This is a genomic window from Anoxynatronum buryatiense, from assembly GCF_900182905.1.
Classification (GTDB): domain Bacteria; phylum Bacillota; class Clostridia; order Peptostreptococcales; family Tindalliaceae; genus Anoxynatronum; species Anoxynatronum buryatiense.
The window spans coordinates 1-22,644 of the sequence record NZ_FXUF01000013.1; the positions used below are offsets into that span (position 1 = coordinate 1).

At 48.2% G+C, this 22,644-nt stretch carries 15 protein-coding genes and 1 pseudogene; 7 read left to right on the forward strand and 9 right to left on the reverse strand.

Annotated features, from left to right (window positions below):
• Together QOL74_RS14170 and QOL74_RS14175 are read left to right on the forward strand one after the other, a co-directional pair.
• The coding region (locus QOL74_RS14170) for a hypothetical protein (RefSeq protein WP_283410155.1) at window positions 1-200 on the forward strand (200 nt) is incomplete at its 5' end.
• A 671-nt stretch (window positions 201-871) separates the two neighbouring features.
• Entirely contained in the window at window positions 872-1,477 is a 606-nt protein-coding gene (locus tag QOL74_RS14175) for a DNA-3-methyladenine glycosylase family protein (RefSeq protein WP_283410156.1), read from the forward strand.
• A gap of 133 nt (window positions 1,478-1,610) precedes the next feature.
• Here the strand turns inward: QOL74_RS14175 and QOL74_RS14180 are convergent, their stop codons facing one another.
• A complete protein-coding gene (locus QOL74_RS14180) occupies window positions 1,611-2,945 on the reverse strand; it encodes an MATE family efflux transporter (RefSeq protein ID WP_283410157.1) in 1,335 nt (444 codons plus the stop codon).
• Window positions 2,946-3,331: 386 nt separating this feature from the next.
• On the opposite strand from QOL74_RS14180, the gene QOL74_RS14185 reads away from it, so the two are divergent.
• Window positions 3,332-4,228 (forward strand): ATP-grasp domain-containing protein, encoded by an 897-nt coding sequence (locus tag QOL74_RS14185; RefSeq protein ID WP_283410158.1) that lies wholly within the window; start codon window positions 3,332-3,334, stop codon window positions 4,226-4,228.
• Window positions 4,229-4,617: 389 nt separating this feature from the next.
• Here QOL74_RS14185 and QOL74_RS14190 read toward each other — a convergent pair whose 3' ends face one another.
• Window positions 4,618-5,520, reverse strand: coding sequence for a LysR family transcriptional regulator (locus tag QOL74_RS14190; RefSeq protein ID WP_283410159.1), 903 nt, complete (start codon window positions 5,518-5,520; stop codon window positions 4,618-4,620).
• 206 nt (window positions 5,521-5,726) lie between these two features.
• Between QOL74_RS14190 and QOL74_RS14195 the strand changes: the two genes are divergently transcribed.
• Window positions 5,727-7,445 (forward strand): FAD-dependent oxidoreductase, encoded by a 1,719-nt coding sequence (locus tag QOL74_RS14195; RefSeq protein WP_283410160.1) that lies wholly within the window; start codon window positions 5,727-5,729, stop codon window positions 7,443-7,445.
• Between the two features lie 165 nt (window positions 7,446-7,610).
• Here the strand turns inward: QOL74_RS14195 and QOL74_RS14200 are convergent, their stop codons facing one another.
• The 5 genes from QOL74_RS14200 to QOL74_RS14220 form a co-directional block, all read right to left on the reverse strand.
• On the reverse strand, window positions 7,611-8,273 hold the full coding sequence (locus tag QOL74_RS14200; RefSeq protein WP_283410161.1) for a hemoblobin-interacting domain-containing protein: 663 nt from the start codon (window positions 8,271-8,273) through the stop codon (window positions 7,611-7,613).
• The gene (locus tag QOL74_RS14205; protein WP_283410162.1) at window positions 8,270-13,975 is read right to left on the reverse strand and encodes a hemoblobin-interacting domain-containing protein; all 5,706 of its coding nucleotides are present in this window, start codon (window positions 13,973-13,975) and stop codon (window positions 8,270-8,272) included. The genes QOL74_RS14200 and QOL74_RS14205 overlap by 4 nt, the downstream gene beginning before the upstream one ends.
• 245 nt (window positions 13,976-14,220) lie before the next feature.
• Complete coding sequence (locus QOL74_RS14210; RefSeq protein ID WP_283410163.1) at window positions 14,221-14,835, reverse strand: response regulator transcription factor; 615 nt, start codon at window positions 14,833-14,835, stop codon at window positions 14,221-14,223.
• Window positions 14,771-16,255: a sensor histidine kinase gene (locus QOL74_RS14215; RefSeq protein ID WP_283410164.1), complete on the reverse strand. Its 1,485-nt coding sequence runs from the start codon at window positions 16,253-16,255 to the stop codon at window positions 14,771-14,773. Before QOL74_RS14215 ends, QOL74_RS14210 begins: the two co-directional genes overlap by 65 nt.
• Window positions 16,248-18,707, reverse strand: coding sequence for a histidine kinase N-terminal 7TM domain-containing protein (locus QOL74_RS14220; protein WP_283410165.1), 2,460 nt, complete (start codon window positions 18,705-18,707; stop codon window positions 16,248-16,250). Before QOL74_RS14220 ends, QOL74_RS14215 begins: the two co-directional genes overlap by 8 nt.
• A gap of 371 nt (window positions 18,708-19,078) precedes the next feature.
• On the opposite strand from QOL74_RS14220, the gene QOL74_RS14225 reads away from it, so the two are divergent.
• Window positions 19,079-19,435: a hypothetical protein gene (locus QOL74_RS14225; protein ID WP_283410166.1), complete on the forward strand. Its 357-nt coding sequence runs from the start codon at window positions 19,079-19,081 to the stop codon at window positions 19,433-19,435.
• 226 nt (window positions 19,436-19,661) lie between these two features.
• Here QOL74_RS14225 and ltrA read toward each other — a convergent pair whose 3' ends face one another.
• Both ltrA and QOL74_RS14235 read right to left on the reverse strand, forming a co-directional pair.
• The gene (gene ltrA / locus QOL74_RS14230) at window positions 19,662-21,080 is read right to left on the reverse strand and encodes a group II intron reverse transcriptase/maturase (protein ID WP_283410167.1); all 1,419 of its coding nucleotides are present in this window, start codon (window positions 21,078-21,080) and stop codon (window positions 19,662-19,664) included.
• 505 nt (window positions 21,081-21,585) lie between these two features.
• Complete coding sequence (locus QOL74_RS14235) at window positions 21,586-22,224, reverse strand: YczE/YyaS/YitT family protein (protein ID WP_283410168.1); 639 nt, start codon at window positions 22,222-22,224, stop codon at window positions 21,586-21,588.
• A 51-nt stretch (window positions 22,225-22,275) separates the two neighbouring features.
• Here QOL74_RS14235 and tnpA point away from each other — a divergent pair, with 51 nt between their 5' ends.
• Both tnpA and QOL74_RS14240 read left to right on the forward strand, forming a co-directional pair.
• Window positions 22,276-22,455 carry an IS66 family insertion sequence element accessory protein TnpA gene (gene tnpA / locus QOL74_RS18490; protein WP_430383876.1) on the forward strand — a complete coding sequence of 60 codons (180 nt, stop codon included), beginning with the start codon at window positions 22,276-22,278 and terminating at the stop codon, window positions 22,453-22,455.
• A gap of 38 nt (window positions 22,456-22,493) precedes the next feature.
• A pseudogene (locus tag QOL74_RS14240) lies at window positions 22,494-22,622 on the forward strand (hypothetical protein); the annotation flags it as partial.
• Between the last annotated feature and the right edge of the window lie 22 nt (window positions 22,623-22,644).

Sequence of the window (22,644 nt, forward strand, 5' to 3'; positions counted from 1 at the left end):
TCCCAGTAGGCTTCGTTCTCATAGGCGTAAGTGATGCCGGTTTGCTTATTGGTTTGATAAACGATGCTCATACCCATCCCTCCTCGTTATATATTATAATATATAACGAGGATCATGTCAATCAAAAAGTGCTTGATTTTGTTGAAATATCAATGTTTTTTATCGATTTCATCGTTATATATCTCGGGAAGGCAGGATAGAACCCTCCGTCTTTCTGTGATATCAGACCGCCGGAGGGGTTTATCTATACAGGCCCCCACACGGCAGAAAGTTCACCGATAAAAATATGAAAGGCATATTCTCGTTCAGAACCTAACATTCTGATGAAATGCGCCATCGAAAACCCTCCATTTCATTGCATGGGTGTTTTTTCTTGCTGCTTGCATGAGTGTTTCTTCAACAACGTACCATATTCACCAAATCACTTCGTTGATTTTAAATGAATTTTATGTAAATTTCTGTTTACACCACCGGCTATCGGTGATTCTTCGGCGGGTTCACCGTCCGTGTCTGATTCAATCTCAGACTCAATGTCAGATTCAATGTCAGACTCGCTTTCTGATTCACTTTCTGATTCAGCGTCGGTGTCCGTTTGAAAATCAAACTCAGAAAAATGAACTGAGCCGGAACAGGAAACAGTTGACAACCCGTGAATATCGGATGATGATAGACATACAGAGATAAACCGGGAACTAATAAGAGAGAGACGGTCCATGTGAGAAAAATCCATGGGAGAATGATCCATGTGAGAGAAAAATCCATGTGGGGAGAACGCCAAAGTGAGGCGTGAGCAATATGGGGGGAGAAGATCAATGATGCAGTTGCAAAACAGTCTGTTGAATGTACTTATTATCCGGGGATGTGACAACCTATGAAACCGGTTTTTAGATATGGAGAGAAAGAAGTGAACTACCTGAAAAGCAGAGACCGCAGGTTGGGCGACATGATTGACCGCATGGGTCCACTGGAAGTGGAGACAATGCCCGATGTGTTCACAGCGCTGGTGTTTAGCATTATCAACCAGCAGGTATCCAGTAAGGCGGCTGATACGGTGTGGGCCCGGCTGCTGGAAATCACCGGCACCATGACCCCTGAAACCATTCTGGCCACAGACCCGGAAGTGCTTCAAAAATGCGGCACCACCCACAAGAAGATCAGCTATATTCGGGGCATCGCAGATGCGGTGGCGACGGGTCAGGTTGATTTCAGCCAACTACACTTTATGAGTGATCAGCAGGTGATTAAACAATTGTCCTCCCTTCATGGCATCGGGCCCTGGACGGCTGAAATGTTATTGCTCTTCTCTCTCCATCGTTATGATGTGATCAGCTATGATGACCTGGCGATCCGCCGGGCCATGATGAAGCTCTACGACCTGGACCAGTTATCAAAGGAACAGTTTCAGCGCTACCGAAAGAGATACTCACCCTATGGGTCAGTGGCGTCACTGTATCTCTGGGAACTGTCGGTGGAATAAAGCCGGTGCCGATGCCGATGGCCATGAAGAAACGCCTCTCATGAAGAAGCGCCTGCCGTTTGGTAAAATACGCATATCCCAAATCACAAAAAGCCTGCATCAGCAATGATTCATCTGATGCAGGCTTTTCACTTTAAAAACGGCCGCCTTTTCTAAAAAACCTGAGATAATACCCTGCCATGAAAATAGCTGTCACCGCCCAGGTGATGGGGTATGTGATGGCAATTCCCTTCACACTGTCCACCCGCGACATGATAAGGTAAAGAAGTGCTATTCTTAAAATGCCTATGTTCGCCAGGGTGATGACCATGGGTGGCAGCGTCCTGCCTGCCCCTCTGATACTTCCACCTGTCACTTCCATTATCAGGTATATCCAATAAAAGGGGACCGTGATGCTGATAATGTTGATACCCAGATCTATCACGCCAGCATCTCGATTGATCAGGCCAAAGGCCTGTCGCCCAAAAATCATCACCAGGGCACTTAAGAGGATGGTGACGATGCTCCCCATCACCAGGCAGACCAGCGTACCTTGTCGAACCCTGTCAAATGCCCGGGCACCCATATTTTGACTTGTAAAGGTGGTGATTGCCTGTCCAAAGGCCATGATGGGCAGATACACAATTAACTCCACTTTAAAATAAGCAGTAAAAGCGGCAAGGGCATCCACCCCCAGGCTGTTCACATGATACTGCACCACCACATTCGACAGCGTAATCAATAATGCCTGTAACCCAATGGGGACGCCTATTCCCACGATTTTTCCAAAATGGCTGCTGTCAATTCCCAGTTGCCTCCAGGAGAACCGGTATGCTTCATCACAGTTTCCCAGATAGATCAGCACCAAGACAGCGGCGACTGTTTGAGAAAACAACGTGGCCCAGGCCACCCCTTCAACACCCTTTTTTAATACCAGCAGAAAAAAAGCATTCATGATCACATTGGTCAGCCCGCCCGCCAGCTGAATATACATGGTCATCTTGGCATTACCCATGGCTCTGATGATACTGGCCCCCATGTTGAAGGTGATCATCGAAACCGAGCTGATGAAATAGACCCTCATGTACGTAATGGCAATGATTCTGATTTCATGGGGTGTGTTGATCCATTCCACGAAGGATGGTGCAAAGATGTATCCGATGACCATAATCAAGCCGCCACAAAGGAAGCCAATCCCCATTCCGCTGTGAACGACTTTCTTCAGTTCCTTTTGGTCACCACCGCCAAAAGCCATGGATGTGACAACGCCTGATCCAATTGACAGGCCCGAAAAAAAGCCAACCAGACAGGTCACAAAAAGGGTGGAAGCGCCTACGGCTGCAGTGGCTTCTTTTCCCAGCACATTGCCCACAAAAATTAAATCAACGGTGTTATAGAGTTGTTGGATAAAGCTGGTTCCCAGTAAGGGTAACGCAAAGAAAAGAATTTTTTTCCATATAACGCCTTCTGTCATATCTCCGCTTTTCATTGATCAGTCTCCAAAAGATGTATTAGGTGCCCAGCACCCAAGAAAACACGCCATTTTCTCCCAACGGCTTGATGTGTTGATAATGATACTCAATCCATCCAACTCATTCTATCCTATGTACGGCCGTACTTTCTGTCAAGTTCTTTCTGCTTTAATCTGCGTTTTTGCTTAAAATACTCGATGATTGGCGTAGGTACCGCTTTTTCCCACTGCCACAGGAAAAGAAGGGCCGTTAACCCATCGGCATCGAAATGAAAACCCTTCTCATTAAGACACTTCTATGCTATACTGACCTTCATGGAGATTAATGAAAACAGTGCGCATTCATTTTGTTTTCATTCTTTGATGCTGCACGATTTCATCCTACATCTTAAGGAGGTTCTCACGTGAATCGAAAGCAATCCGTTGCCATTTTAGTCAGTGAAAAATATGCCTTAACCCCCCATGCCGATGACCTGGCGCTTAAGGAACATCTTGAAAGTTTTGGTCTCCAGGCCACTTTGGTTCCCTGGGATGATGCTTCTGTCTCTTTTGATGCCTTTGATTTGGCCATTGTTCGATCCTGCTGGGACTACCAGCACCATGTCTCCGCGTTTTTGGATCGGATGCAACACATTGGGCAGCAATGTATCCTTGTGAACCCGACTGCCACCATTGTTTGGAACAGCGATAAGCGCTATTTGCAGGAGATTGCCGCTCGGGGTATTCCCATCGTCCCCTGTCATTTTGTGGATTCTGCCGATGCCTTAACCCCAAACTGTTGGCCTTTTACCGCCGAAAAGCTGATTATCAAACCCACTGTCAGCGCCAGTGGTTATGACACCCACCTGGTGAACGCCCATGACTTCAGCGCCATTCAGGAATGTGTGCGGTCATTTGGAGAACAAAAAACGGCCATCATCCAACCCTTTATCTCAAGTGTCAAGACTGCAGGGGAGCGATCAGCCGTCATCATCGACGGTATGCCTATGTTTGTGATGAAAAAAACACCCGCTGATGAAGGTTTTTTAGTGCATGAACACTGGGGGGGCACTTACACCGAAACCACTCTCACTGAAAAAGACCAGCTGTTTTTATCCCGCCTGGTGGATGTGTTGAATCCCATGCCCCTTTATATGCGGGTTGATTTTCTATATGACCATCAGGGAGATCCATTGTTACTGGAACTGGAACTGATTGAGCCGAATCTTTACTTGTCCCGCAATCCGGCGGGTTTGGAGCTTCTGGGGCAGGCCATTACTCGTATTCTCAGTGAGCCTTCCCACTTCAGCGAATGTTCATAAACCGATTCAAACCCTCGTTGCCATCACCACGGCTTCTCAGGCCGCTGCAATGCGCATCGCTTTGATCCTGTTCATCTTAGGCTGTGCCAAATATTCCGAAGACGGCAGCCTCTTTTTTTGCAAAGTGCATTGTTCAAAAGCCTGTCATCGCACAAAAGCCTGTATCAGAATTTCCCTATCTGATACAGGCTTTTGTCTTACACTTCTTACACTTCTTACACTTCTTACACTTCTTACACTTCTTACACTTCTTACACTTCTTACACTTCTTACACTTCTTACACTTCTTACACTTCTTACACTTCTTACACTTCTTACACTTCTTACATGTATCTCTTTTTCTTCTTCTTTTTTTATTTCTATTTTTCGTTTAGAATCTTTTCAACCATTCATTTCTCACTGCTTGTCCAATCCTGCTTTTGACAAAATTCTTTATAGAGATGAATATTGGGGTTATCATTGCCTTTCTGCCAGGCAAGCACAAAATCAAGGTACATCCGTTCACTGTCAATGTCCACATAGGCAACCGATTCATGCCCCTTTATTTTGAAGGATCTTGGAATGGGTGTGACTCCCATGCCAGCCGATGCCATGGCAATCCCTGTCTCATATTTATCCACAAATTTTGCGTTTTCCATATCAAGGCCGGCTTCCGTAAGGCCTATGTTAATGGCCCTCAGTGTTTTTTCCGCATCCGAATTGTTGCTCATCACGATTTTCTGTCCGTTTAGAGATTCTGGTGCAACCATCTGATACTGATTGAGGGGATTGGTCTTCGAAACCGCCACTGCCGAGTAATCCCGAAATAAATACACGCTCTCAATTGTGGCTATTTCTTCAATTTCCCTTTTCTCAGAGAAAAAAACATCAATTCTTCCACCAAGCAGCATCTGGGTTAATTGGCCCCAACCGCCGATATGAACATCCACTTCTATGTCCGGGTACTGCTGGTGAAATTCGCGAATACGCTGATGAATATTGGCCCATTCCACAGGACCGTGGTATCCGATAGCCAGATGGTTTTTGCCTTCAGCGTGCAGCTTTTGCGCCTGGATCATCACATTCTCATAGTCTGCGACTATTTGGGTAAACTTTTCCTGGACAAGCTTTCCCGCTTCGGTCATTTCCACCTTGTGGCGGCTTCTTTTCAATAGTTTAACGCCCATTTCCTTTTCCATCATATTGATTTTCTGACTCATCGCCGGTTGAGAAATAAACACTTCTTTTGCTGCCATGGAAAGATTCTGATAACGGGCAACGCTTAAAAAGCACTTCATGCTGAAGATATCCATTTGATTCCCCACCTCGCTAAGAAAACCTTTTCCCTGCACATCAAACTTCCGGTAGCTGTAGCGTACCATTGAAACGTTGTACCGTCAATGGTTTCCCTGCTTTTGTCATTGCTTGAATAGGAAACTGTTATATGCTTATAAGTAGGTGTACGCTCCTTCAGCGACGTATTTATGTTATTTTTATATCAAGACAGGAGATGATATGAATGAAAAGAAATCAATTGAAAATCTATTCTTTGCTTCTCTGCTTTGCACTGCTTTTCACAGTAGGCTGCAGCCAGCCCGCATCACAGGAACCCTCGGCACCGGCTGAAGACCCGGCGGCTGAAGTGCCGGAATCCGGCATGACTGCCGGCACTTACGAAACCGTCTGCCGCGGATTTTATGGTGATTTTGATATCGCTGTCACCGTGAGTGATTCTGAGATTTTGGATATTGAACTGGGTGAATACCAGGAAACAGAAGCTGTTGGCGGTGTCGCCCTGCGACTGATGAAGGATAACATACTGGCCGCCAATACAGCCGGTGTTGACCTGATCTCCGGTGCAACGGTAACTACTGCCGCCTTTCGTGCAGCCGTCATTGACTCCCTGAGACAGGCCAATGCTCCGGAAGCTCTCACTGCTGCACCGGAACAGCCGGCAATGCAAGAGCTGGCTGTTGAAACCGATGTGCTGGTCATTGGCGCCGGTGCCGCCGGATTTGCCGCTGCCATCTCAGCTGCTGAAAACGGCGCTGATGTCACGCTCATCGAGAAGCAGGACATCGTGGGTGGTTCCACCATTATTTCAGCCGGTATTGTGTATGCTGCCCTGGACGAAAGCGATGTGGCTCCCATGGTGGACTACTACATGGAGCGGGCTGAGCAGCATGCCGACCGGGAACTGCTGACATTTTATGCAGAAAACTCCATTGATACCATTGCTTTTCTGGACAGCATCGGTGTTCACTGGATGATGAATGTGCCTGCCGGTACTGCTCCCCAGCCCCGTGCCCATTTCTCCATGTACGAAGACGGCACCTTCATGATTGGTTCAGCTTTGATCGAACCCCTGGAAGAGGAGGCCCGTAGACTGGGTGTCACCATCCTCACAGGCATCAAGGCCACTGAGTTGTTGATGGAAGAAGGCGTTGTGAAGGGTGCCAGGGCAGTTTCCAAAGATACCAACTATACCTTCTCTTCAGAAGCTGTTGTGATGGCCACCGGCGGTTTTGATGCCAGTGAAACATTGAAAGAGCAGTATATGCCCGTTGCAGCCGGCGACTTCCCCTTATCCAACAAAGGCAATGTGGGTGAAGGCCTCCTCATGGGAATGGATGTGGGCGCTGCCACAGATTTCAAGAATGGTGCCATCGGCTTCCAGATTGTTCATGGCAGTCTGCCAAATTCTGGATACAATGCTTCGGCCATGTTTGCCCCCTTATACGTTCAAACTGACGGCACCTTCGTTGCCCCGGGCAAAGATTACCCCATTAACTACACGAACATGAAAAAAGTGGGAGATGATCTTTTCTACGGCCTTTACGATGCCACTGGGGCAGACAGTGCTCAACCTGCCATTGACCGGGGCTATGGGTATCAGGCAGACACCGTGGAAGCCCTGGCGGAAGCTGCGGGGATGGATGCTGCCAAGCTGCAGGCAGCCTTTAATCAGGGAGACGACCTTGTCAACGCCCCCTTCTATGCCGTCGAAGCCCGGCCCAGCACCATTGGTTCCATGGGTGGCCTGTTAATCAATACCCGGGCAGAAGTGCTTGCTGAAGCCGATAATCAGCCTATCCCGGGCCTTTATGCCGCCGGTGAAGTTGCCAACAGCGCTTTCTACTATCAGGAGTATCCTTCCTCCGGTTCATCCATCTCCATCGGGTTAACTTATGGTCGTGAAGCCGGCAAAAATGCGGCTGCCTGGGCCTTGGGCGAGTAAGTCAAGAATCCATCGGATTTTCATTTTTCAGATAAACGTTTGATTAACTTTGATGCACTTTTGGTAATCGGGTAGATGGCTGACCCACTAAGGGTCAGCCATCTACCCGATTTATGACATTTGACTATAGTACTTTGAACCTCCGATTTCTATGATCTTCCCGGTTTAGGGTCGAACAACAGTGAACACAGCCCAATTTTCTGTTCCGGGGTCCGTTAGATATATGTCTATTCCTGTAAACTTGAGAGTGAGAGAATCTTGATTCACCCCTTCACTCAGATTAACCACTATATTGTTGAAGGTAACCTGTCCGTCAGCATCTGCCGATGCACTCAAGGTGCCAGACAAGTTGGATCCACCTCCGTAACCTTGGGGTATTTCTGCTGTTAAGCTTATACCGGCATCAGGCCCATCTATCAATGCATTGCCGAATCTGTCTTTCAGCTGAAGCTTGATTTCCGGCAAAGTCTGGCCGTTGTTGTAGGTTCCCCCCTGTACGGGTCCACTTATGGTTGTCGCTGAAAATAGTCTGTCTGCAGTAATAACCTGTGTAGTAGTGGCATCCAAGTAACCTGTGGCTTTGATTCTGATTGTATGGGCACCTCTTACCTGCAATGGAGGAATTTGGTTTGGGTTCAATCGAATGCCCCCACCATCGCTCTCAAATACAATCTCTAAGCCCTCCATTTTCCCATACTCTATTCCATCCACCTCTACCACAGTGATGGCATTTGCATAGGACTCATCATAGGGGCTACAGTCAATGCTTATCCAATAATTAGGTGTATTGTCCGTGGTGTCTGGTATCAGCGTCGGTGGTGCCGTCAATCTCCCAACAAGAAATTGGCCACCAAGGTAGTGTCTTGTCCGTTCATTTGATAACCGTAAGAGGCAGCTGTGCTGACTACCACACCCTCACGCGTCCAGTTGTGAAATGTGTATCCTTCGTTGGCCACTGCGGTCACCGGCACTTCATCAGAGCCCCCGAAATAGTTGCTTGTGACCCCACCCTCAAGGGTAACGGTACCGCCGTTGGTGGGAGAAGCTTCCAGGGTCAATTGGTATAATTGGGTAAAACTGGCCCACAAGGTAGTGTCTTCCCCCGGCATAGTATAGTCCAGGACCGCCTCTGCGCTAACAAACGGCCCGTTGATTCCTCCCCATGACCAGCCAGCGAATTCGTAGCCCACACTGGGCTGGGCGGTGACCGTGACAGTGAAGCCTTGTAAAAATACACCGCTGCTGGTTCCCGCAGAGGTGGTGGCCGTGCCAACGGCTCCGCTATCCGGGAAAACTTCCAGGGTTAAAGTATACCCTTCCGAGACTGGGATACTGAATTCATCACTCACCACAGATGCACTGGAGCCTTCCAATGTAAAGCTTAACTGTGCGTTTAGAATAGTTGATTCAGTCCCGTTGGTGGCCGTCAAATCAGGAAAATAGGCGTTTCCTGCATTGGCGGCTCTTGTGGTCGTTCCTCCCAGTGTCCAATCCCCTCCACCAAATTTTTCCACCGACACTTCTGCCCCAACAGAGGGGCCTTGGAAGCATTCGTTGTTGTACGCATCTTTAAGCTTGACCATGGGCGGAGTGGCGAAATGACCCCCATTAGCGGTTGGCCCCACGGGTTGGATGTCAATCTCTATAATCGTTGCCAAACCCGGGGTAATGGTTTGATAGGTGTCGGTTACAGCATAATTTTCAGCTCCAATGGATACGTGGTGGCTTCCTGGTTCCTGCAGACCCAGAATTTTCGAGGTGTCAAGAACCATCTTGCCAGCCTCCAGCGTTACCCCTTCTTGACCAAATACCTGGGTGTTTGTTTTGATGATGATGCTGTTAACCGCTGCCCTCCATGCTGGATCATCCACAAAGGTGATTTCAATGGTATTGCCGGCATAGTTGTCTGTGGTATCTGGTGTTAGTATGGGTGCAGACTGACTGCCAAAGGCTGGAACAGTGAAATCCTCACTGAAAATAGTGAAGCTTGGTAGTCCTGTAAAGGTATAGCTTATTTGAGCGTCGGTGATTACTTCAGCACCGGAGGGGTTTGAGGCAGTTAAATCTGTAAAGGTGGCGACACCGTTCACCGCTGTTACTGTACTGGTGCCTCCCAGTGTCCAGGAATCTCCGACAGCTCTCTGCAAAGTGATGGACGCACTGCTGGAAGGGCCATCGGCGCATGCATTGCCATAAGTGTCATAGAGAGTTAATACAGGCTGTTGTTCCAGTTGCCCTCCGCTCACAGAAGGTCCCAGGGGCTGGGTGGTAAATTCAGCGCTTGCCTGTGGCCCGGCAGTAACACTTTGGCTCACCACTGCATTGTTATAACCTGAAGCCTCTACCGTTATCGTATAGGTGCCCGGTGTCTGCAGCTGGGTAATGTTTCCGGTTAAGAGTGTCAGAATCCCTGCTCCGATATTGTATTGTCCCGGTGCTGAGGGTGTTAAGGTGTCATTGCCCACCTTGACTGCCGAAATGGCGTTGATCCAATCTGCCCAATCTCCCGCTGAGAGAGTGATGGTAATATTGTTCCCCGCGTAATTGTCGGTGGTATCTGCTGTCAGGGTGGGGGCCGCCAAGCCAGTTGCCCCTGGGATGGCAAAGCTTTCGCTATAGAAATACTTATTGGGGCTGCCAATCACCTCATACATGAGCTGGGCATCTGTGATGGCCAGTCCTGATGGGTTGGTGACGGTGAGGTCTGCGAAAGAAACCACACCATTGACGGCGCTGACCGTGGTTGTGCCTCCCAGTGTCCAGTTGCTGCCTGTTTTCTTTTCCAGTGTGATTTCTCTGTTGCTGGATGGCCCGTCGGTGCAGGGGTTGTTGTATTTGTCATAAAGGGTCACAACTGGCTGTGTAGCCAACAGCCCCCCATTTTCCACTGGTCCCACCGGTTGTGTGGAAAATGCTGCCCGGTCAAAGAATGTGGCAGTGATGTCCTGCATCACCACAGCATCGGCATACCCGGTGCTTTTTACCCTTATTTCTTTACTGCCGGGGCTTAGGAAGGCATTTATTTTGCTTCCGTACAGTGAGATCTGCCCGTCCACCGCAGCATCCCCTGTGTTGAGGTAATATTGAATGTTGTCAGGCTGAAGAGAAAGAACCTCTCCCTCCACCGAAATCTCTGTAATGGCATTGGCCCATGCCTGTCCGTCGCTGAAAGTGATCATAAGGGTTTGTCCGGCATAGTTTTCCGTGGTGTCTGCGATCAAGTCAGGTGGCATAATTAGGTTAGCTGATCGGCTGACAATAATGGTGTATATTTTTGTGTTGATGCCGTTTTCTGCTGTTACCTGCAATGTCATTTCAGTGTCGGTTCCAGGTATCCCCAAAGCCACAGACAATGGGGTGCCGCTTCCCATAGGGGTGCCGTTGAGTGTCATGGAAGCGCCTGCATGTGAGGGAGAAGCTATGATGTCCACAGCACCGACATCGTCGGCCACTTCCACCGTATAGCTTAAGGTGTTTGCTGCAAAGGCAGGTGATAAGCTCTGGCCAACCACGGATAATGAGTTTAGATTGGCATTGTCAGATAGATTTTCCCATCTGTGATAGGGGGTGGTCACATCTTCCTGTATGGTCCAGATGGTGTTAAAATTCCATTCTGGGAAGCTGGCTTGCTTTTTCATGTTCTCCAATGTCAGACCATTGGCCCCACTGCCTTGGTTCACAACTGCGATTCCCGCATTGTAGTGGTTGTGGTGTATGGTGCCTGATCCTCCCGGTGCAGATGTGTCATGTTTTCCAAGGAAGGCGCCAATGGTTGAGCTGCTGCCTGAAATGGCAACATCAGCATAATTGTACCCGGTATCAGATGGCGAACCTCCTAATAGATGGGCTGCATTGTTTTGAATCTGACCCACAAATCCGCCTGCAACGGTACCTGTGTAGGCAACACTGCCTATTGCGTAACTGTTGGTAATGGTTCCGATGTTTCTGCCTGCAAATCCGCCCACATAGGTTCTGCCGGAAACAGTGCTGATGGCATAGCACTGGTCTGCTGTGGCGAAATAGTTTAGACCCACAAAACCACCGGTATCCTGAGCATAATCTCCGGTAATGGCCACATTTCCATCGGCAAAACAGCCCGTGATGGTTCCATGATTCATATAGCCGACAAAGCCGCCTATCTCTTTGATGCCTGTAACAATTCCATGAGCGCTGCTGCCGGTGATGGTATTGTTACCCGAATTGCCAATAAAACCGCCTACTTTGTGGGTAATTGTGGAACTGGATGTTTCTCCTATAACCCGTACATCGGCGCTACTGCTAGATATGATGCTTTGATGGGCATAACCGATCAAGCCCCCTACTGAATGAAGGCCTTTTACCTTAGTGCTGTTTTCAACAACGCAATTGGTAATATTTGTTTCAATTGCCTCTCCAACCAGTGCGCCGACTGATCCGGTGTTGGGCACATCAATGTCCACACCTTTGAGTCCAATATTACTTAAACCAGCCTCCTTCGTATGGCTAAATAAACCAGAACCTGATTTGTATGTTTGGCTGTTGTCTGCAATTTTCATGTTTTCGATATAGTAGTCATTTCCGTTATAATTCGCCATAAAAGGCTCACCCTCAGTAACCAGGGTTTGGTCGTAAACACCGATGGGTTGCCAGTCTATGTTGTTTAAGTCGATGTCTGAAGTCTGTTGGAAATATAATCCTGAAACTGCGACATAGTAGCGAACTTTGTCCAGATCAGCCGCCGTGGCCACCCGGAAAGGATCTGCCGCCGTACCGCTGCCGGAAAGGCCTACTGCCACTGGCTGGGAGATAACAGCTGTCTGGTAGCCTGTGGCTTCCACGGTCACAGTAAAGGAACTCACTGCTTGCATGGCAGGGATGGACGACGTATTCAGCCTTAGTTTTCCGGCTGTCAGTTCATACTGCGTTCCGGCGGTTAAGGCACCACCATCCACTTTTACCGCTGTTACCGCATTTCGCCAGACACTATTGTCTGTAAAAAGAATGTCCAGATTGGTTTTAACGAAATTACCTATGGTGTCAGCCGACAGCACAGGTGGTATGTCAGCTCCGCCAACGGGAATGTTTTCGTAGGTAACAGCAACCGTCGTGTTGGCACCCATGGTGAAGGTGTGCCGGTTTACCGGTGCTGCCAGTAAGTCTGCCTTCCGGTTGACTCCGTTAACGGAAAAGGTGGCCACTTGCTTCCCTGAGGGAGGTGTGACGGTCACTGTTACGGAAGTATTGGCAGCCAGAGACCCTGCCGCTGGATTTGAGGCAATGCCTTCCCCACTAAGTGCCAGGGTATAGGTGACCTGGGGTGGCGGGTCGGGGGTTGTTGATCCACCTGTTCCACCTCCACCACCGCCTCCGCCTCCTGTAGCAGTCGGACTGGAAGATGTTGAGGCTGGTTTGTCGTTGTCTTTCATCACCGTCACTGATTCGCCAATGGTAGCTTCCCCATTCTTTTCCTCAATGGTACCCATTCCTTCCACTTTGGTGCTGTCATTTTCGGTGCTCAACAGACCAACGATCGTGTTTTCCGACAAGTCAAGAAGGAACTCTTTTCCAGATTCTGTGACCAGTAGTTCGTCCACCCGTGTGTCTCCCTGGGTTTTGATGGTCACCTCTGATGCTTCCACTGTCACCCGGCTGAAATTTCCTACCAGGATAATCAATTCACCAGGCTCAGTGGTGGCAATGATTATTTCCAATCCCTCCACGTTGGTGGCTACAATACGGGTGCCTCCCTCAGGGGTGTTTCGGACAATGATGTTCCCGTACTCCCCTCCATTTATAAAAATGCTCTCAGTACCGCCGCCTTCAATGAAGGTGTCCCCATCAACAGTTATGTTGTTTAGCGTAACGTCGCCCACTCCAACGCTTTCAGCTATGAGAAGGGTTCCGGTAATGTGCTGGTTCTGCAGTACAACATCTTCTGAAGAAATCACCACGTTCCCGTTAGTGGTGCTGGTGCCTTCTGATGGCCCGTAGATTCCCGGGGCATCAAAGACAATGGTTTCTGTGACATCAAGACTTAACGGTAAAAAATAGGCTGTACGGCTGGTTCCATCCCAGTTATACGCTACTCCCAAGGCCGATGCAAGGCGGGACAATGGTACCATGACACGGCCTGGTGGTACGATTTCTACCTCCGTGTCCATCTCCATGAAACCTTGCCCGTTTTTCATAAGCTGACGGCTGCCGATACGTAGGATCAATGTATCAGTCCCGTTTTCCACCACAACAGACCGGGTATCTGCCTCCCAGACCACCGATGCTCCCAGTGCCTGTGCCGCATACCTGACAGGTACCATGACCCGGTTGTCTTTCAGATAGGGCGCTGTGTCTGCCAGGTGCCATTCCCCGTCCAGGGCGTATCCTGGTTTGTCAATGGTAAAAGCCACCGCTCCCGGTGGAAAATCCTTTTCGGACGTGGTTTCCAGTGCCCATGTGGGTACGGTGGAGCCCACCAGCAACAGCAGTGCCATGAGAATTGCCAGATAACAGTTGTGATGGTGTTTGAAAGCCTTATGTTTATGCCTCATATTCATCATTTCCCTCCTCCTGAGATTTCTTTTTCAAATCTTGAACATACCATGATGAGCTTGCCTTTCCATTGGTGCACACTCCCACATATGAGCCTATCACGTTGTCCTAAAGCCATAACAGGCCGCCTGTCCAAAAATAGACGCTTTTCGCAGGACATATGTCCACGTTTTCTACTTACCAGGCAGGCACCGGATATTTGCATAAAAAAAAAGGGGGTTCGTCCCCCTTGTTTCATGACTGCCACTGGTTAATCATCTGGCAGGATATATCCATTTGACACGGCATAAACAGCAAATTTCATGATGCTGTCATAGCCGGTTTTGTTAAGAATGTTGGTGATAACGGCTTTTACTGAACCCTCTGACATGATCAGTTCTTTGGCTATTTCTTTTCTGCTTTTTGCTTTGCAGACCAGTTTCAACACATTGATTTCCGTTTTGGTAAATGTCAGATTGCCTGGCAGCACTGAAGGTGATTTGCCGGGAAAGGTACCATAGCCCTCCATGGTGCTGCGGATGGTCGTGAGAAGGGTTTCGCTGTGTACGTTTTTATAGAGAAAACTGTCCACCCCGGCTTTTCGGGCTGAGTCAAGGTACGTGATTTCCGGCATTCCAGTCATGATGATGACCTTGATCTCCGGAAAGACAGTTCGAAGCTTATCTGCTGCAACAATGCCGTTCTCGTTGTGTTCTGTCCTGACGTCCATCAACACCAGGTCAGGAGAACTTGTCCTGCAGGCTTCCATTGCTTTTCCAGCACTTCCGATACCGGCCACCACTTTCATGTCTGGCTGGGCATCAATGAGGCTGGTCAGCGAATCTCTCACAATCACCTGGTCTTCCACAATGAGTACTTTGATCATACACATTCTCCCTTCCTGTGGTTGGCACATGGGCGCAGATGGTGAAACCCGGATTGGTGTTATATATGAATTTGCCCGAGAGGGACTCAATCTGCCTGCGCATACCAGCCAGCCCTCCCCCTTCTCTTATGGGTTCCCGGGGCGGTGTTCCGTCATTGCGTACTTTTAATGTGAAATGGTTCCCATGATCTTCCAGGGCGACATACACATTGTCCGCGGCGCCGTGGCGCACTGCGTTGGTGGCACTCTCCCGTATGACTTGAAGAATAGTAAAGGCCGCTTCCGTATCAGGAGGCAGGGTTCCTTCCAGATGAACCTGGGTGCCGATGGTTGCGTAGGACTGGGTTATGGACATCAGCAAGTGCTCAGGTGATTTTTCCGTTGGGCTTACCACGTCTTGTGTCAGGTCTTCCACCAGCGATTTGATGTGTTTGAGGCCGTCTTCCCAGTCCACGTCCTTGTCCAGCAGCCGGTTCAGTATCGTAAGGCGCTGACCCAGAATATCATGTACCCTGGTTTTAAGCTCCACAATTTCTCTCTCTTTCACCAACTGTTCCACCTGCTCCAAGGAGTTCATCAGCTTCCCTTCAGTCTGCTTCAGCCTATGGTAGTTGGCTTCCAGCTCTCTGTTCATCAGGTCTTCACTGGTGATGTCGAAGGCAAGCAGTTGCCAGTACTGTTTTCTGCTTACTTCGATCATTTGCAGGGATAACAGCCACGCCCTGTCATCTTTCAGCCGGATCAGTACTTTGTCCCTGTCCAGTTTTTGCACCCTAACATGCCCGGTGCTTTCATTATTAACCAATGTTTCCCACATTTCTACAATATCCAGTTCCGGATTGATGTCAAGGGACATGAACAGGTTTTTCATGGAAGGGTTTAAGATTAACGTGCTCCCACGGGCATTGGCATAGAGTATGCCTCCGGGATAAGCATTCACTGCTTCTTTGACAGACAGCTTGGTCACATGATTTTTGATGATGCCCCATTCTGCATCCAACATCACCGCACTACGCAGCAGTATGTAGAGGTTTATTCCAAGGAATAGTGTGTGGGTGTAGTCCGTATAAAAACCCGGCAGCAGTGTGGCTGTCAGCAGAGCGCAGAGCATCGGCTCACTCTTATGCTCCGCCACCTGAATCCAAAATCCCAGAATGACCAAGGGAATGGCCAGGTACCGGCACTGGTAAAAATACCCCGCAGGATAATTGCGATGATACATGGTAATGGTTAGTTGCAAAATTGATGATAGTAAGTAAATCCACAGGAATACTTCGAAGGCCCCGATCAGTTTTGATGCCTTATGTGTTCTCTGGTAATGCATGAAATGAAGCCGTATGGCTTGGATCACAAATGCCAGTATCAGGAGAACTGAAAAATAGATCCGGGTCACTGGTGCCAGCCGGTATAGTTCAATCATTGGCTTGACCTCCCCCAGGCAGTTTTAAATCGATGATTAGTTCATCCTCATTATGAGCAAAAGTAAGGGTTACCCCAGTCACTGATGAAATTCTTCTAAAAGCCGGGACTTCCTTTAATCCGGCAACTTTCCATGCCCCCTTTGTTTCCAAGGCAATGCGTACCACAAGATCCCCTTCTTCTACTGACAGGTGAAGGAGGATGACAGCCGGAGTTGTTAGGAGGGGGCTTTCCAGTAACTCCTGGAAGTCGTCATACAATATGGATGCAGATTTGCTGCTTAAGGTAATGTTGTCCGTTTCCGTTACCATGCCCATGATGCCCATGTTTTCAGCTTCCCACAGTGACTCCCTCAACCACAGGGCTATTTCAGCCCCGCTGCAGTCTTCACCCCCGGCTTCAAGCAATGCCAGTTGGATGCGACGTTTGCAGTAATTGACAATCACTTTTATGTGTGCCAGTCGCCGTTGCATAACATCGGTATTTCTTTCAGCACCTTCCTTCTTGAACCATTGGTTTACATGGCTGTTGATGGTCTTCACCTTGTCTTTTACCACTGTCTCTATTTGGTCGTAAAGCTGTTGTTGTGTCCGCAGTCGAACAAGTTCACCTTCTATGTTCAGGGTGCGGGTTAATACCTGGTTCTGCCCTTCAATTGTCCTGTTTTGCTGCTCCAGGGTTTTTCTCATTTGAATCACCGTGTCAAGAGACTGGGTGACAACAGCATAACCTCCCTGGATCCGGTTAACGTCATAGAGATAATTCTCACATCCTGGTAACCTAAAGCTCATTGACAAGTTTTCCTTTGCCATTTGCTGCTTCAAATGCTCAGCCAGGGTTTCAGGCAACTGCCTGGCACATTCTGTTTCATATTCAACCTGCATTGTGTCGGAAAGTATGTGCAGGTTTACAGGTGCCTTGTGCAATAGTTTGCCCAGCTGTGTGTTATTTGGAATGAGTCTGTTGCGAAAACAAATCTCCAGAAACGCAAGTGCAAATATTCCGTAGGCAATGCTGAATTCTGATTGTCTCATGAGGGAAATGCCCAGGGAATACCCACCAAAGTAAACGGTGGAAGCCGTCAGCAACAATAGCAGTGGTACGGCTCTTTTCCACTTTGATTCGGTTTTTTCTTTCATGGCTAAGAACACAAAGACAAATATAAGGAAGAATGACCAAAAGAAAATGAAATAATAAACCCATCCGTAAGAGTAGTACAGGTCATACATGTTACCACTGGTTCCACGGTAGAAGTAAAACACCCTTTGATGAACATCGTTGGTAAGCACCAACAATGAGAGCAGGCATGATACCAGCATGCTGGCGTTTCTCAGTCGCCGGCCCATGGGGCTGCTATCTGTGTTGATCAGTATTTGTCCCACCCAGAGCAGTAGAACGGGAAGGAATGTAAGTGGTATATAAAACAGATACCAAAGGGCCCGGTCGAAGGGACTGCTTTGTGTCATTATTTTTATTGTGCGGACCAACATCCAGAACAGCAGCAAACCACTGATTGCAAACAACTTCTGCTGCGATGCTTTTTCAGAGATACGCATTAGCAGAAAGCCGCTCCACACAACAATTACCATCATAAAGCCCAGGTAAGACAGTGTGTTTTCCAGGCCATTGGAGGGTGTCAGCAGCCGTTCTCTAAGCACCTTTCTGCGAAAATCTGCAATGTAAAAGACAGTTTTTAGTGTTTCTCCAGGGCGATGATCTGCTATGGAAGCAACAGCATATGCACCTTCATCCGGGTATATGCCAAGGTCACAGTCACCGTTGGGAAGGCGGAAGCCTGCTCCCATTAAATCACCCGGACTTACCAGCGGCAGTTGGGTTGACTGCGTGCTCATAATCCCCACGGGTAATGACAGTGTGCCTTCTTCCGGCACAATTATTTCCAGTCGTTTTCCTTCCTTTATCAATTGTGCAGCCTGGTGGTCAAAGAGAATCGCCACCGGTGCCACTTCAGGTTCACCAGACACCAGTCGTCCCTCATTGTGAAGCAACCGTAAAAGACGCAGCGAATTGGTGTTTTCACCATTGTTGCCATCCAGGCCAATCGACATGGCCTGCAGACTGGAACCAAACACTACATGGCTCAGTTGAAACCTGTAAGGAAAGTAAACTGCATAGTCACCCTTTTCCAAACAGCGCCAACCGCTTATTTGATCACTGACCAGATCTCTGTCAACTGCAATGATGATGGTACTGATAAAATCTCTGCGATATTCTTTTGCAACACCTGCTTCCAATAATGCCTGAGCCTGGAGTTCATAAGCAATGTGCAGAGGCTCATCTGTTATGGGCAACAAAGCATCATAGTGTGGTATATCGTTGCGAAACTGAACAGAAAGGTCCGGAGAGCCTCTGGTAATCACATTTATTGCGAGGAGCATAAAGACAAGGATGCCCACAACTGCGATGTATGTCCATTTCCCTTTTCTGGTCATCAATGAACATCCTTTCCCCATCCATTATGGTTCAGTTTCTTCATTTTTCCAGCTCTTCATGGCATTCTGGCACATACATGCCATTGCAGTTTGTTGCAGTTTACTTCTTATTTGAACCAACCCGGCTTTATGCTGATTGGGTAGAAATGAAACAGAATATGTAACCATTTTATGATCTACCTACCATGTATTATAATTTTGTCTATTGTTAAATGCAATCAGATTTTTATCTTATAATCTTCAGCTGTTAACGTTTCACCCTAATCCGTTCATTTTTTAATTTCCACATACTTCCATCACAAAACCATCACATTCTCCCACTATAATGAACTTGTATGATCAAACAAATAGATTAAAGAAGATGTGATGAAATGAAAAAAGTATTACAAGTAGCCGCCGTCAGTTTATTGGTTGTTGGACTCAGTGCTTCCATGGCTTTTGCCGACACGCCAGGCAGAGGAAATGCCAATGGTGCACAGCTGCGGGATATGACCAGTTCCGTGGAAGAGCGCCTGAATTTCAAACTGGAGCGCATTGACGAACTGGTGAACCTGGGCCGGTTGACTGAAGCGCAAGCCGTTGAATTCAAAGCTCTGATCACCGAGAGAATGGAAAACTGTACCAGTGACGCTATCGGTCAGAACGTAAAAGATCCTTTGTCTATTGGCTTTGGAAGAACGAATGAAAAAGGATTCATGAGAGGTGCGGGAAACCACTTAAATCGATAGGCAACTGTCATGCTACACCAGAAGGGGCGGAGTGATCCGTCCCTTTTTTCATCTGAAAACTATTAGAATGCATTATCCCGGGACGTAGCACCGCTTATCGCCCTCTTTCTGAAGAGGGAAATAAGCGGTGGGAGTCATCGGAATCGGGTAGATGGCTGACCCTTAGTGGGTCAGCCGACCTCCCACAGAACCGTACGTACCGTTCGGTATACGGCTCCTCCCTTGTTTACACACGAACAGTCTCATAATAGTTGAGAAAATTGAGATATCCTGCCTTTTTAAGTCTCTCAGCAGAGAGGGCTTTGGCGATAATTGGGTTACGGGCACAGCGCCAGTAGCCCTTTCTCATGTTTGCGCCTTCCCTTGCTACCCAGTCTATGATTTTCAGTTTTCTGAGCATGGTATATCGCGTTCTTACTCTTTTCCACTGTTTCCAAATTACCATTCGAGTACGTCTCCGTAACCATTGGTCTATTCTTTGCAGCAGGCTTTTCATGTCTGCGAGTTTAAAGTAATTCACCCATCCGGTAATGAACTGTTTGAGTTTTACTTTTCTTTGCTCGTATCCCATTCCGTTGCTTCGTGATGTGATGTGGCGTATTCTGTCTTTCATCCTTGCTACGCTTTTGGGGTGTACTCGCAAACTCGCTTCTTTCTTGCTGTTGATGTAGAACGCATACCCTAAGAATTTTACCTTGCCTACATAGGCTACTTGTGTCTTTTCCCGGTTCACTTTGAGAAATAGTTTTCCTTCCACGAAGGGGATGATGTTCTTTAGTGTTCTTTCTGCCGCTCTTTTGCTTTTGCAGAAGATGAGCAGGTCATCCGCGTAGCGGACAAACCTGTGCCCTCTGCGTCCCAGTTCTCTATCCAGTTCGTTCAGCAGGATGTTGCTACAAAGGGGACTAAGTGGTCCTCCCTGTGGTACGCCCAGTTTTGTTTCTTCGAATCGGCCCCTTGTGATGGCTCCGGCTTGCAGGTATTTATGGATGAGAGAGATGACTCTCCCGTCCTTGATACTCCGCGCCAGTATCTCCACCAATTTACTTTGGTTCACTGTGTCGAAGAACTTTTCCAGATCCATGTCCACGACGTATTTGTATCCGTCGCGAATGTTTTCCTGGCATGCCTTAACGGCATCATGGGTGCTTTTTCCTGGCTGGAACCCGAAACTGTTCTTTGAGAACTGTGGTTTATAGATTGGCGTCAGAATCTGTGCAATGGCCTGTTGTATGACTCGGTCTACGGCTGTTGGTATTCCCAACTTTCTTTTCTTCCCGTTTTCTTTGGGTATTTCTACCCGCCGTACGGGTTGTGGACGGTATTTTCCGTCCTTGATGGTCTGCCGGAGTTCTTCTTTGTTGTCTTGGAGATATTGTAGAAGTTCTTCCACTTTCATCCCGTCGACTCCGCCTGCTCCTTTGTTCTTCTTAACCCGTTTGTAGGCTTGGTTAAGGTTTTTGGGGCACAGGATTTCCTCCAGCATTCCATCTTTGGATCTGTCGGCGTTGGTGATGTTGTTTTCAGTTATCCTTGAACTGGTAAGCGCTCCCGCATACTCTTCGTGTTCCGCACTATCCCTTTGCGGCCAGCCACTGCTCTCACAGTGTTTTCTGCTATCATTCTGGTTCTTGGTAACTTTCATTGACTATCACCTCCAAGGGTTCCGCCCTTCACAGCACTATTTTCTGTACTGCTACTATGGCTTCATCTGACTCCTCACGATAAATCTTTTCCAACCGGGTTCGGCAAATACGCCTCTGCCGTCCGTGAGGCCTCCCCGGGTAAGGGTCGCAGTCTTTCTCTCCATCTACCTGCCGCATTTACACAAACTGATTCTGGGTAGTTATTGGACTTTGACCTGTTAGGCGGCCTTATCCTCAGTTTATGCCTGATGCGATTTCTGTTCGTCAGGCCAGAGATTTGCCGTCGCCTTCCTTTACACTCCACCTCACGATGGACGCGCTTGGCCTTGGCTATACACTTCCCACTACCGGGCGTGTTCGGGACTTTCACCCGTTAGACTGCGCCCATGCCGGGCGCACAGCGAAAAAGCACCGGTTCCAGGAATGTCTCCTGAGAACCAGTGCTTTTGTATGTGTTGATCCGTTTATTGATGCATTTGTTAATCTATCTACTGCTCTACTGCTCTATTTCTCTGATTCTCTATTTCTCTGTTTCTCTATTTCTCTGCCTGTTTCGCTGTCATTCATGTTACACCATTTTATCTGACAGCCCCTCTGAGAAAGTACTTTGGCTGGCGACTCGCCGGGGTGCCACATGATCCCGCCAAAACTGCACCACATTTTTCTGTTCAACAGCGTGAGCATCAGCCCATCCCTGGGGCTGGCTCCCAAGCCGCAGCTCATGTAGAGAGATACCCCATAGGAAAGAACGAAAAGCCCTGCCATGGAGAAACCCACCTGAGACACCAGGCCCGAAGGCGTGGGCACCACTGCCATCAGCTCCAGCAGATCGATGAAAAAACCCACAAAAAACATGTCGAAAATCGTGCCGATACCGGGATAGAATTTGAACAGCGTCATCATAACGATGATGAACAACCCGATGATCTGGCTCCAGACACCAAAAGAAATACCGGTGACATTCGCCAGCCCCGCGTTGAGAATTCCCCAGGGGAACAGCCCGATATTGGCGTGAATCATCATCACCGTTCCCAGCGCTGCGAGAAAAAGACCAATGATGAGCTTGGGAAAAAGACAGAACAAAGATTTGGTGAATGGCTGACCTTTTGGTCTGATTATGTAAGCGTCAAACCTTCCCCACATGTTCATAATCCCTCCACAATGAGATAATAGCATCAAAGAAAGCGATGGACCATGAATCATGCAACCATCCGCGAACTGCAAATCAGCCAAGTTGAAGCATACCGGAGCAGTGATAAACCTGCAAAGGTCTGGTGCGAAGAAAACCAGTTGAACCTTCACACTTTGAAATACTGGATCAGGAAACTGAACCGTCAGGCAAAGGACAGCACCAGCCCCAATGGGTGCGTTTAAATCAGAATCCACCTACTTCTGTTGGCATCACCCTTCGAATGGGAACTATCACCATTGAAGTCACAGATGGGTTTGATTCCCAGCTCCTTGGTGAAGTCATCCAAGTGTACCTGGCTGTGGGACCCACCGATCTCAGAAAATCCATTGACTGCCTGTCCGTCATTGTTCAGGAACACTTTCAGCTGGATA